At 53.6% G+C, this 11,770-nt stretch carries 13 protein-coding genes and 1 pseudogene; 12 read left to right on the top strand and 2 right to left on the bottom strand.

Going from position 1 to position 11,770, the window contains the following annotated elements:
• The first annotated feature begins 392 nt into the window (after window positions 1–392).
• The 5 genes from CPT76_RS17695 to CPT76_RS39960 all read left to right on the top strand — a co-directional run bounded on the left by CPT76_RS17695 (window position 393) and on the right by CPT76_RS39960 (window position 5,018).
• Window positions 393–779, top strand: coding sequence for a DUF5684 domain-containing protein (locus CPT76_RS17695; protein ID WP_076168600.1), 387 nt, complete (start codon window positions 393–395; stop codon window positions 777–779).
• Window positions 780–1,053: 274 nt separating this feature from the next.
• A complete protein-coding gene (locus CPT76_RS17690; RefSeq protein ID WP_308737608.1) occupies window positions 1,054–2,658 on the top strand; it encodes a spore germination protein in 1,605 nt (534 codons plus the stop codon).
• Window positions 2,659–2,672: 14 nt separating this feature from the next.
• Complete coding sequence (locus tag CPT76_RS17685) at window positions 2,673–3,890, top strand: Ger(x)C family spore germination protein (RefSeq protein WP_181152898.1); 1,218 nt, start codon at window positions 2,673–2,675, stop codon at window positions 3,888–3,890.
• Between the two features lie 32 nt (window positions 3,891–3,922).
• Window positions 3,923–4,426 carry a GerAB/ArcD/ProY family transporter gene (locus tag CPT76_RS39965; RefSeq protein ID WP_483870055.1) on the top strand — a complete coding sequence of 168 codons (504 nt, stop codon included), beginning with the start codon at window positions 3,923–3,925 and terminating at the stop codon, window positions 4,424–4,426.
• 52 nt (window positions 4,427–4,478) lie between these two features.
• Window positions 4,479–5,018, top strand: a complete 540-nt coding sequence (locus CPT76_RS39960) for a GerAB/ArcD/ProY family transporter (protein WP_258168560.1) — start codon at window positions 4,479–4,481, stop codon at window positions 5,016–5,018.
• Between the two features lie 258 nt (window positions 5,019–5,276).
• On the opposite strand, the gene CPT76_RS17675 is transcribed toward CPT76_RS39960, so the two are convergent.
• Window positions 5,277–5,690 (bottom strand): hypothetical protein, encoded by a 414-nt coding sequence (locus CPT76_RS17675; protein ID WP_105443766.1) that lies wholly within the window; start codon window positions 5,688–5,690, stop codon window positions 5,277–5,279.
• Window positions 5,691–6,095: 405 nt separating this feature from the next.
• Here CPT76_RS17675 and CPT76_RS17670 point away from each other — a divergent pair, with 405 nt between their 5' ends.
• The 7 genes and pseudogenes from CPT76_RS17670 to CPT76_RS17640 all read left to right on the top strand — a co-directional run bounded on the left by CPT76_RS17670 (window position 6,096) and on the right by CPT76_RS17640 (window position 11,436).
• Window positions 6,096–6,923, top strand: coding sequence for an alpha/beta fold hydrolase (locus CPT76_RS17670; protein WP_105443765.1), 828 nt, complete (start codon window positions 6,096–6,098; stop codon window positions 6,921–6,923).
• A 159-nt stretch (window positions 6,924–7,082) separates the two neighbouring features.
• Entirely contained in the window at window positions 7,083–7,517 is a 435-nt protein-coding gene (locus CPT76_RS17665) for a YciI family protein (protein WP_089546426.1), read from the top strand.
• Window positions 7,514–8,697: pseudogene (locus CPT76_RS17660) on the top strand (RNA polymerase sigma factor). Before CPT76_RS17665 ends, CPT76_RS17660 begins: the two are co-directional and overlap by 4 nt.
• 119 nt (window positions 8,698–8,816) lie before the next feature.
• Window positions 8,817–9,263, top strand: a complete 447-nt coding sequence (locus CPT76_RS17655; protein ID WP_105443764.1) for a YciI family protein — start codon at window positions 8,817–8,819, stop codon at window positions 9,261–9,263.
• Between the two features lie 37 nt (window positions 9,264–9,300).
• On the top strand, window positions 9,301–9,642 hold the full coding sequence (locus CPT76_RS17650; RefSeq protein ID WP_105443763.1) for a DUF1801 domain-containing protein: 342 nt from the start codon (window positions 9,301–9,303) through the stop codon (window positions 9,640–9,642).
• 332 nt (window positions 9,643–9,974) lie between these two features.
• Window positions 9,975–10,661 (top strand): LTA synthase family protein, encoded by a 687-nt coding sequence (locus CPT76_RS17645; protein WP_105443762.1) that lies wholly within the window; start codon window positions 9,975–9,977, stop codon window positions 10,659–10,661.
• Window positions 10,648–11,436: an LTA synthase family protein gene (locus tag CPT76_RS17640; RefSeq protein WP_181152897.1), complete on the top strand. Its 789-nt coding sequence runs from the start codon at window positions 10,648–10,650 to the stop codon at window positions 11,434–11,436. The genes CPT76_RS17645 and CPT76_RS17640 overlap by 14 nt, the downstream gene beginning before the upstream one ends.
• A 113-nt stretch (window positions 11,437–11,549) precedes the next feature.
• On the opposite strand, the gene CPT76_RS37565 is transcribed toward CPT76_RS17640, so the two are convergent.
• Window positions 11,550–11,770 (bottom strand): hypothetical protein (locus tag CPT76_RS37565; RefSeq protein ID WP_219845434.1); only part of this gene is annotated, 221 nt, incomplete at its 5' end.

Here is an 11,770-nt window from a genome sequence, read left to right as displayed (position 1 = left end):
ATTTCAGTTCGATCGCATATACCCGCGAGAAGCCAAAGCTTTGTTCTTCCTGAGCTACCTCACTCGTCATGTTCCTCTTCTCCTATCGCTGTACTGTTCTCCATTCCTTATTGTAACGAATCTTTCCAATGCGTTCCAGCTCATGCTCCGTATCCCGCCGGACAGGGAGAAGGAAATTTATTAATTCGGCGAATCGCTGGATGGCATAAAACCGCTGGCCGGCAATAAGTTATAAAAGGCCCGGCAGAAATCGGAGTGCTCCGAAAACGCATCGGTCCCGGGACGTAGTTTTATGTCGAAAAAAGTACAATTAAAGAAGGGATTTGATGAAACGCATCGAATAAAGAGAAGTGCATTTTTACCTCTATACCCAATTTTCAGGAGGATGTTTAATGATCGTTGTCATGATTGTGCTGTACCTAGCAATATATATCGCCATTTGCGGCGCGTATTTCCAGCTTGCCAAAAAGGCGGGCCGGGACGACATCGCGTGGTTTGCGTTTGTCCCTATTTTGAATTATATTCTCCAGTTGAAGCTGATCAAGGAGAGTGCATGGTGGATCCTGATCACACTGGTGCCGATTGCCAATATCGTGTTCGCCATCATCTGGCAGGTGAAGCTGCTGAACGCGTTCGGCAAGAACGGGGCCTACGTTCTTTTTGCCATTTTCCTGTCCCCGGTATATGTGATTCTGTGGATGGTTTGGGGCTATTCCAGCAAGACGACTTACCAGCTGTACAATCCGCCGGTTCCCCCAGGGCCAACAGCCGCTTTTTAAGCAGAAATCGTTCTTGGGCTCTGACCGGATCTTTGCTTACATACCGACAGAACTGAAGCGTGATTCTAAGATTTAACAAGGCAGGGCATGATTCGTAATCGGGTCGGCCCAAATCATCGAGGTAAAATTGCACACAATGACCGTGACCGCTCCCGTTAGGGGGCGGTTTTGCATTTTCGGATATCGGAGGTGTTACCGGGCAAGGGAGCCCGATGCATAAAAAACAGGGGAAACAGCAAAATAATGGTAATCATTTCTCGAAGGAGTTTTCCCATTGTTTATTCAGCGGCTGAAAAAGTTTCTGTATACCTATCCCCGGCCTGAGCGGGAGCAACAACATCAGGATTCTCCTGAGGGGAAGCCCCTGAGCGAAGAACTAACCGACAGTCTAGAGCTGCTCAAACAATCCATGGGCAAAAATACGGATTTTGTCATCCATCATCTCGCAGACGATCAAGAATCGGACTATAAAGTCATCGTCAGCTATATCGAGGGCCTGGTAGATCCGCTGCTCCTTTCCAAATTGCTGGAAAACCTGAATCGCTTGAAGTTAGATCATTTGCTTCGGGCGGACAAGGCATCTGCCGATTGGCTCAAAAACCAGCTTGCCATGGGGAATGTTCAGGTCATCTGCACACAGGAAGATTTAATTCATTCGGTCCTGGACGGGAGGGCCGTCATTGTCGTTCAAGGCATGCGGGAAGCCTTCGCCGTATATATCGAAGGAGGTTCCCGGCGATCTGTAGAGGAGCCTTCCTCCCAGACGGTGATCCGGGGCCCGAAAGAAGGGTTTACGGAAAATATCACGACCAATATCGCCCTGCTCCGGCGAAAAATCAAATCCCCGCATTTGACCATTGAATCGCATATCATCGGAACCTATACGCGCACCAACGTATCCATCGCCTATATCGAAGGGATTGCAAACCCGGAGGTCGTCAAGGAAATGACGTCGCGGATCCAGAGTATTGAAATCGACGGCATTCTGGAGAGCGGGTACATTGAGGAAATGATACAGGACGGCGTTCAGTCGCCCTTTCCAACCATATATAATACCGAGCGGCCCGACACGGTCGCCGGCGGGCTGCTGGAGGGACTGGTCGCCGTCTTTGTGGACGGTACACCTTTTGTTTTAACGGCTCCCGTCACCTTTTACCGTTTCTTGACCTCCAGCGAAGATTATTATCAACGATTCGATATTTCTTCCTTTCTTCGCCTCGTCCGGATGATCTCGTTTTTCACCGCCCTGCTTCTCCCATCGATTTTTATTTCCTTAACCACCTTCCATCAGGAACTGCTTCCCATGCCGCTTTTGATTTCATTGGCCGCACAGCGGGAAATTACGCCGCTGCCGACGCTGGTCGAAGCGCTGCTGATGGAGCTGACTTTTGAAGTCATTCGTGAAGCAGGCGTCCGGATGCCGAGAGCGATAGGCCCGGCCATTTCTATCGTCGGCGCATTAGTGCTCGGTCAGGCCGCGGTCCAGGCGGGACTGGTATCGGCAGCCGTCGTGATTGTCGTCTCCTTTACGGCGATTTCCAATTTTGCACTTCCAGCGATTAACTTTGCTTCGTCCGTCCGCCTTCTCCGATTTGTACTGATGATATTTTCCGGAAGCTTCGGGCTGGTCGGGGTGCTTGGGGTATTGATTCCGTTGATGGCGCATCTGGCCTCACTCGAATCGTTTGGCGTACCTTATCTCATGCCGTCATCACCTTTTAACAAAACGAACCAAAAGGACCAGATGATTCGAGCGCCCTGGTGGAAACTGCGCACGCGTCCAGTAGGCATCGGGGACCAGAACCGGATGCGCCAGCCGAAAGACAAGAAGTCGTTCGCAGAACGTGAGGTCGGGCGTCCAAGGGATCCATTGGCCTAGGAAGGGGGATGGAGATGAAGAGAGGGATTGCCTGCTTGGTGCTGTTGGCTTGCCTGCTGCTTACGACAGGCTGCTGGAACCGGGCTGAGCTGAACGACCTGAGAATTACGGTAGCCGGCGGCATCGACCGAATAGGGGACAAATGGGAAATCAGCTATCAGACGATCATCCCGTCCTCCATGGCCTCCGGTACGGGCGGCTCGACCGGGATGGGCTCACAGCCGGCCATTTATGTGTTTTCCATGGTTTCCGATACTATTTTCGGCGCCCGAATGAAGAGTAATTTGGAAACCTCCCGAAAGCTGTATGTCGCTCACGCCAAAGTCATTGTGGTCGGCAGGGAAGCGGCAGAGCGGGGGCTCGGCGAGCTGGTTGATTTGTTCCTGCGCAATTCGGAATCGCGTGAAAGCGTAGAACTGCTGATCACCGACGGTAGGGCGAAGGATCTGCTGAAGAAAATGGTTCCTCCCGAAAAGCTGCCGGGTGCGAGCTACAGCGATATTATGGGAAAAGAATCAAAATTTATATCGATTTTTCCGAAAAAAACGATCTTTGATTTGGCGCTCAGCCTGCATTCGGATGCCAAAAGCATCGGCATACCTGTAGCTACTTTTGTGGGTGAGGACACGGAAGAGAACAAGGCAAAATTGCATTCGCTTGATGTCCTCAAAGATACCTCCACTCCGCTTTCCTTGAGGCTGACCCGCCTTGGTGTATTCAGCGGGGACCGGTTGGCGGGGTATCTGAGCGGCAGAGAAAGCATGGGACTGTCGTGGCTTACCGATCAAGTGAAGGGGACCGAGCTATCCTTTCCTTGTCCCCAAGCGAAAAACAAGCATAATTCGATCATCATCACCTCTGCGAAAACGAAGCTCAGGCCCGTCCATGCCGGCACGCATTATACGATGCTGGTTAACGTCAAACTGAACGGAAATTTGATGGAATCCACGTGCAACAAGGATTTGTCCAAACTGGATGTCATCCGTGAAATGGAGAAGAGCATCGAAGCGGAAGTCCGCGACCAGATGTTTACCGGTTGGGATGCCGTGCGGCAAATGGGGATTGACGTGACCGGTTATGCCGACATCATTCACCGCAGTTTTCCTAAGGAGTGGAGGAAGATGCAGACCACCTGGCCTGATCAATTCAAACGCATGGATATTCAGGTTCAGGTCAAGGCAACCATCCGCCGGCCGGGTCTGATCCAGAAGACGATACAACAGATGAAATAACGTTTGCCGTAGGCAGCCCTAGTGAACTGGGTATGCAGAAGGAGTATCCTATGATTCGAACGACCCGTGCTTCTGAAATCGCCATATCGTTATCTTTGTATGAAGTAGGAAGCACTACTCTGTTCCTGTTAGGGGGAGAGGCGAAGCAGGACGCCTGGCTCGCCATGCTTCTGGGCGCCGGGGCAGGGCTGCTGCTGCTTCTGGTATATTTGCTGATGTACCGCCTGGATGCGGAAAGGGATCTGTTCGAGATGTGCCGGCATTATTTGGGCAGCATATTCGGCTGGATTGCTGCGTTTGCGCTTACCGCTTATTTTGCTTATGAAGCCTCCCGAAATTTTCGCGATATCGGCGAATTGGCCGTTCAAACGATGCTGAACCGGACACCGATGTCGATCATTATTTTCATTTCGGTGCTTATCGGGTCGTACATCACCTATCTTGGGCCAAGGGCGGCTTTCAGACTGAGCGTGATTTANGCCTATGTCATGGCGTTCGGATATGTATTGATCTTAGTCATGGTCCCTTTGCACTAAATTCATGTTTCCTGTCCTGGAGAACGGATTCGCTCCAGTGTGGCGGGCAGCCATGCCTAACATCGTATCGTTTCCTTTCGGGCAGACGGTCCTGTTTCTGGTTTATTTTAAATATGCTCAGAAGGGCAAACATCTCGGCAGGCTCACTATCGTATCCTATCTGGCTACCGCTGTTTTTTTGACCGTTCTAAACCAGCTGGTTATTCTCGTTCTCGGTCCCGAGATTGCCACCATCGGCACGTATCCGCTGTTCATGGTCGTACAGATGATGGAGGTGGCCAACGTGATTGAGAGAGCCGACGCGCTGTTTGTCCTGCTCTTGTTCATGGGCATCGGCATGAAGGCTAATTTCTTACTGATTGGGGCAGGCATCGGCCTTCAGCGCATCACCGGAATCCGTTACAAGCTGTGGGTCATCCCGCTGGCATTGACGGTATTTGGCCTCACGTATTTATCACCCACGTTTACGGAATATTTCAGGACAGGTCTCAAGCTGACCGTAGAGCAGCTGATGCCGATTACGCAGCTGGTGATTCCCGGGATACTGGTCATTGCGATGCTGATTGGCAAAAAGAAGCGGAAGCCGGCCTAGGCGAAGATTTCATTGGGATATGCACATCATCCCGCTGCGGAGGTGGATACCCTATCCGTATCTGTCCTAAATCTATGACCCCGGGTATGAGCTGGAGAATTACGTTCCGTCGCGCATGTCGATGCGTTACGATGCGTTCGTCTTTATCCATGGACCCATGCCTTAGAACCGCTGGCTCTGCCGCTGACGGTTTGAAGGTTCATTGTTAGATGAACAAAAGCCGCCTGAGAGGATTATAGGCGGCTTATTTATCGTTTGTTATTTTGAAATGTCAATGATATAAGAAGTAATCTCCTTAATTTTTGTTTTGTTTAAACTGCTGTTGAAACGATAAATATTACAGAAAGCGTAGCTCATATTATTTTCAAGGTTGAGAATGCCATTTAAAGAGCCGGAATATCCGTGCGTGATGATATTGCTAATGATTAACTCCGTCGGTGTTTTGTCCATCAGCTTTTTGAGCATTTCGAAAACCTGATCCTTACCTTGTAATGCATTACGGCCGATAATATTCCATTGGATATCTTCTATCGTCTTCTCATTAATAAAGTCAATATCGTTGCAAACAAAGGCAGCATTAAACGCTCTGAGGAACTCTTTTTTGGGAGCGTTTCCGCAATCTTCTCCACAAACCATTTTCACCTGTTCGTACCGGGTATTGTCCTCTGCCATATTGACTTCCCCCTCATTCAGTTTCTATAGATTTTGATATTCGACATCGTATTTTCATACTCCTTGTTGTCTAAGGAACGAAGCGCGCCAGATCGTTTTGAGAAATTTGAGTCAGAAAAGCGGCTCAAGGGATTTTCCCGGCGGCTGCTTTAGCTGCGAAAAGAAGGATTCCCTAAGGTTCTAGGAATCGGCAGCACTCCGTGAACAGGGGAGGAAATCAGGCATACGCTGCCGAAAACAATTAGGCGTCCAAGATCGTCCAAGATCCAACCAACGGGTGATTACATCCGGAAAGGGAAGGAAGGACTGAACAGCCTGTGTTGAAAACTTTTTTTGAAGATATGTCGATCCGGGTTTCGTCCGTTCGTCGTCTATATAGAAACCATGAAAAAGGAGATTATTCTCATGCACACTGTCATTTCAAAAGACGGAACCAAGATCGCTTACGACCGGACCGGGAGGGGGCCTGCGCTCATTCTGGTGGCGGGAGCGTTCAGCTACCGCAAATTTCCGGCACAGGTCCAGCTGGCCCAGCTGCTGTCCAGTCAGTTTACCGTATATAACTACGACCGCCGCGGGCGGGGAGACAGCGGGGATTCCCAGCCTTACGCCGTGGAACGCGAGATCGAGGATTTGGAAGCGGTCATTGAAGCGGCCGGAGGCTCCGCGTATGTCTGGGGGCTGTCCTCGGGAGCCGTATTGGCCCTTGAGGCAGCCGCCGGAGGGGCGGCCATCACGAAGCTTGCCCTCCACGAACCGCCGTTTGTGGTCGATGCCTCGGACCGGAAGCCGCCGCAGGACTTTATACCGCAGGTGACGGAGCTGATCCGCAGCGGGCGGCGCGCCGAGGCGATCAAGTATTTTATGACCAAAGGGATGGGAGCCCCTGGGTTCGTCGTCAGCATGATGCGAATGATGCCGAAGGTGTGGGCGAACCTGATGGCGGTGGCCCACACGCTGCCCTACGATGCCGCGCTGCTTGACGGTTACTGGGACGGAAAGCCGCTGCCTGTTGAACAGTGGAGCCGCGTGACAATGCCGACGCTTGTTCTGGAAGGGCCGGACAGTCCGGTCTCCCTCCGCCATGCCGCCGGTGCGCTGGCTCAAGGACTGCCTAATGCAATCCTGCTGAGTAAGAAGGGGCTCGGCCATACGAAAAAGCTGGACGCTCCGAAAATTGCGGCGGAGCTGTCCGCATTTTTTGCAGACAAGGCGCAGGCATCCGGTATGTAAAGGTAGGTTTGAACGATCCAGACCAAAAGAAAAAAATTAAAAAAATGAAGCGCTGATGTCGATTTCAGTCTCTCCCGTTCGTCGAAATGATAGAAGCTGAATTAGGGAAGCTGTGAAGAGCACGGCGGCGGCTTCATCCAATCCAAGGAGGAATAAAACATGAGATTTATGATGATCGTCAAAGCTACAACGGATTCCGAGGCGGGAGTTCTGCCGAGTCCGGAGCTCATCGAAGCCATGCACCGCTACAACGAGGAGCTGGCCAGAGCCGGCGTCCTGCTGGGAGGCGATGGCCTGCACCCGAGCTCCAGTGCAATCCGTATCTCTTATCCGGAGCCCGGCGGCAAACCGAAAGTGGTCGACGGGCCGTTCACCGAAGCCAAGGAGATGATCGCGGGATACACACTGATCGAAGTCAAATCTAGAGAGGAAGCGATCGAGTGGGCGCTGCGGATGCCGGATCCCCACGGATTTGGCCAGGGACAAATTGAGCTGAGACAGGTGTTTGAGGTGGAGGACCTGACGGATAATCCGGAAGCGATCGCCAAGGAGAACGCGCTGAGACAGCAGCTGGAGGAGCAAAGAAAAGCGTGACTTCATCCCAAACGCACCGGACCATTGACGCCATCTGGCGGATTGAGTCCCCGAAGCTGATCGCCGGCCTGACGCGAATGGTCCGGGATGTGGGCCTGGCCGAGGATTTGGCCCAGGACGCGCTGGTGATCGCCCTTCAGCGGTGGCCGGAAAGCGGCATTCCTGACAATCCCGGCGCCTGGCTGATGACGGCGGCCAAACGGCGGGCCATCGATCTTCTCCGCAGAAACAAGCTTCGGGACGAGAAATATGCGGAGATGGCACAGACGACGGAATTGTATACCGAAGATGACCTGGAGCGGAATATGGACGGAGAGATCGGCGACGATCTCCTCCGTCTGATCTTTATGACCTGCCATCCGGTGCTGTCTCAGGATGCCAGGGTTGCGCTGACGCTTCGCCTGTTATGCGGACCTTAAGCAGCCGCAAGGTTCCTTTTGAGGTTCCGGAAGGAGAGGAGCTGCAGGAGCGCTTGAGCGCTGTGCTTGAGGTCATCTACCTGATGTTTAATGAAGGATACTCGGCGACGACCGGAGACCATTGGCTCCGCCCGCTACTTTGCCAGGAAGCGCTTCGGCTTGGACGCGTTCTGGCCGAGATTGCCCCGGAGGAGCCGGAGGTTCACGGATTGGTGGCTTTGATGGAAATCCAGTCCTCCCGTTTCAAGACCCGGGTCAGCGCTTCCGGCGAGCCGGTGCTGCTGATGGACCAGAATCGGGCGCAGTGGGACAGGCTGCTTATCCGCCGCGGGTTGGCGGCGCTGGAGCGGTGCCGGAAGCTGGGCCGCCCGCTCGGTCCTTACGCACTTCAGGCGGCGATTTCCGCCTGTCATGCGCAGGCGCCAACTGCAGCAGATACGGATTGGGCCCGCATCGCTGCCCTCTACGAGGCGCTCTCCAGGGTGGCGCCCTCCCCGATCGTCGAGCTGAACCGGGCGGTGGCCATTTCGATGGCCTTCGGTCCGGCATTCGGACTGCAGCTCGTCGATGAACTGATGCACGAGCCTGCCCTGACAGAGTATCACCTGCTGCCGAGCGTCCGCGGCGACCTTTTGGCCAAGCTCGGAAGGATGGACGAAGCCCGCTCCGAATTCGAACGGGCGGCCGCCATGACCCGCAATAGCCGTGAGCAGCAGCTGCTCTTGAAGCGGGCTGCGGAGTGCGGCGGTTCACCAAATTAATTATTTTGCTGCTGTATGTCGATTAAGGACGTTCCCATTCGTCGTCATAGCAGGTGGAAGAATAAGAAGGGCAGGAAATCGCGGCCTTCGGTCTTCCTCCAACAAGGAGGGAAACGTTCATGAGATTTATGTTGATCGTCAGGGCAAACGGGCTGTCAGAAGCAGGTATTTTACACACGCACCGGTTCGAAGAAGGGATGGCTGAATATCGCAAGGCGTTGGCGCAGGCAGGCAAGCTCCTCGCTGCCGAGGAGCTCCAGCCCAGTTCAAGCGGGGTCCGAATCCGGCTCACCGGCCGGGACGCGAGTCCGAAGGTCAACCCCGGTCCATTCCCGCTGGATCATCGGCTCATCGCGGGATACGTAGTCATCGAGGCGGAAACGGCGGACGAGGCGGTGGAATGGGCGATGAAGATGCCGGTACCCGCAGGCTGTGAGGGCAGCGAAGTAGATGTCCGCGAGCTCAGGGAGTGGGTGCAGGAAGACCGGAATCCTAGGGTGTTGGCCCTGGAAGCCGACCTGCAGGAGCAGGTCCGTATGCTGAATCAGATGCAGAAATTTTTATAAGCAACCCATTCATCGTTGACAAAGGAGCGAATTATAAATGAGTCAGGAAGTCGTCGATTATATTGAGGCGTTGAAAGAACCGTGGCAAAACGAGCTGTCCACCCGTCTGCGTGAAGTGGTCCATCATGCCTTGCCGGACGTGAGTGAGCGCATCCAGTACAAGAAACCCCATTTTTTGAAAAACGGGAAATACGCTGCCGTCATCTCCGCCTCGAAGGATGCGGTCAGCTTTACGATCTTTAATGCGGACGGGCTGGACCTCCCGGAAGGCATGTTTGAGGGACCGGCGGAAAGAAAAACGATGAAGCTGCGCAAAGGGGACTCGTTTGATGCCGGCCAGCTGTCGGCTTGGCTCAGCCAGGCTGCCGAAACGCTGTAAATGTTATCCTTAGACCCGACGCGATATGGAACCCCAAACCCTTGAATGCCAAGGGTTTTTTTGTTTTTTTCGCAGAACCGGGAATCATTCGGGCAGGATGGGACACCCTATAACAGGTCCAGGATTGACCGCCATATTATGCTTCTTGGAGTGGTTAAAGAGCTGATGAACCGATTCAAGTCTCGTTATGCCCGTTATATTGCCGCCGCCCTGTCGACTGCATTGATTGCAGGCGCGGTCCTGCTCTACCGGAACCTTCCGGCCAAGCTGCAGCCCGAAACCAAACCGCATTCAGTGACACAAAAAGAGGTTAAGCCCCAGCGCGAAAAACGATTCCCGAAAAACTCGAGGAGCTCGACCAGACTTATCCGTTTGGGGAGCCTCACGAGGGCAGTGCCAGATCCTATTGGGGGGCCGGAAAGGGCAAAAATCTCATTGTCGTTCAGCTGGAATCCTTTCAAAATTTTGTGCTGAATGCATCGGTTCATGGGCAGCAGGTAGCACCGGTTATGAAAAAGCTGTCCAAAGAAAGCTTGTATTTTCCATACATATTCCAGCAAATCGGAGTAGGCAATACGTCCGACGCGGAGTTTGCCGCCAGCACATCGATCTACCCCATCGGGTTTTCAGCCATGTCTACAACGTATGCCGACCGAAAGCTGCCGAGCCTCGCCAAGCTGTTGGGCAGGAATAATTACGTTACGGCGACGTTCCATGTCAATGACGTGACCTTCTGGAACCGGGACCAAATGTATCCGGCGCTGGGGTTTCACGCGTATTATGACAAGCCCTATTTCAGCAAGGTCAAATTCAGCCGGTTCGGGGCGTCGGATGAGGAATTGTTCCGGGTCGGTATCCGTAAAATGAAAACGATGCGAAAGCTGGACAAGCGGTTCTACGCCCAATTTGTCACCGTGACGAGCCATTCTCCCTATAAAAATCAAAGAAGCCGACAAGCGTCTTCATCTTCCCGACGATTTCGCCGATCGGCGCCTCGGGGACTACTTGACGGCCGTTAACTATACCGATTATGCCTTAGGGACTTTTATCGACAAGCTGAAAAGATCGGGGCTCTGGGATACCAGCGTAGTCGTGATCTATGGAGACCATTTCGGCCTTCATAAAAGGTATCACCGCCCCGCCACCGTCAGCAAAGCGCTCGGCATTCCGTACCATAAGCATATCAGCACGTACAACGTGCCGCTGATCATCCACCTGCCCGGCCAGCACGAAGGCAAGAGGATCGAGCGGACCGGAGGGCAGATCGATATTTTGCCCACAGTGGCCAATGTGATGGGCATTGATTTGAAACAGGAGAATTTTACCACATTCGGCCACGATTTGGCCAACGTCGATCACAATATTGTCGGATCGCGGTATTACATGCCGGCCGGCTCCTTTTTTAATGACGACATCGTGTTTGTCGCTGGAAAAAACGGATTTGAGGACGGAAAAGCATACGATCTTCGAACGCTGCTGCCGGTGCAGAACGTCGAGCGGTATCGACCGGACTTTGAATTTATCCAAAAGCGGATGGGGCTGTCGGACCGGTACGTGAAGCGTCTGCCCGCCAGGCCCGGCGTCAAGCTGGAATCCCAGTCGAAGCAGGAGCCCGCGGGGGCCAAAGCGCCGCCTAAAGCGGAAACCAAGCCGGGAGCAAAGCCGGGTGAAAAGCAGGCAGGCGATGATGGGCCAGCCGGCCCCCGTGCCAAGCCAAGTCCAAACGGAAAAGCGGGGAAGGACGGAAGCAAAGAGCGCATCAAGCAGCCTGCAGCGGATCATCCGGCACGGTGAGCGGAACATTCAACGGCATGGATCGTCATACCAAAAAACAGCGGCCCCAACCGGATGCACCGGGGACCGCTGTTTTGCCGTTAAGGGGAGTGCAGCCTGGCGTTAATAGGAACTTACTCCGCCGAATCCGATCCGGAAGCGCTGGCGCTTCCGTCAGCCGGCGGCTGGCCGCCCTGATCCCCGGGCACACCCTGCCCGCCCGGCATCCCGGCTGAGGCTCCTTGGCCCTGACCGCCGCCCATCTGTCTTTGAGGGAACTGCCCGGGCTCGAACGGACGGTGTACCATCTCTCCTCCGAGGTGAGCGGTATACATCACCAGGACGACGGCTGCGA

Source organism: Paenibacillus sp. AR247, assembly GCF_002968895.1.
Lineage (GTDB): Bacteria > Bacillota > Bacilli > Paenibacillales > Paenibacillaceae > Paenibacillus_AQ > Paenibacillus_AQ favisporus.
Note: the sequence above shows the minus strand (reverse complement) of the source record. Positions and strands in the feature narration are given on the sequence as shown.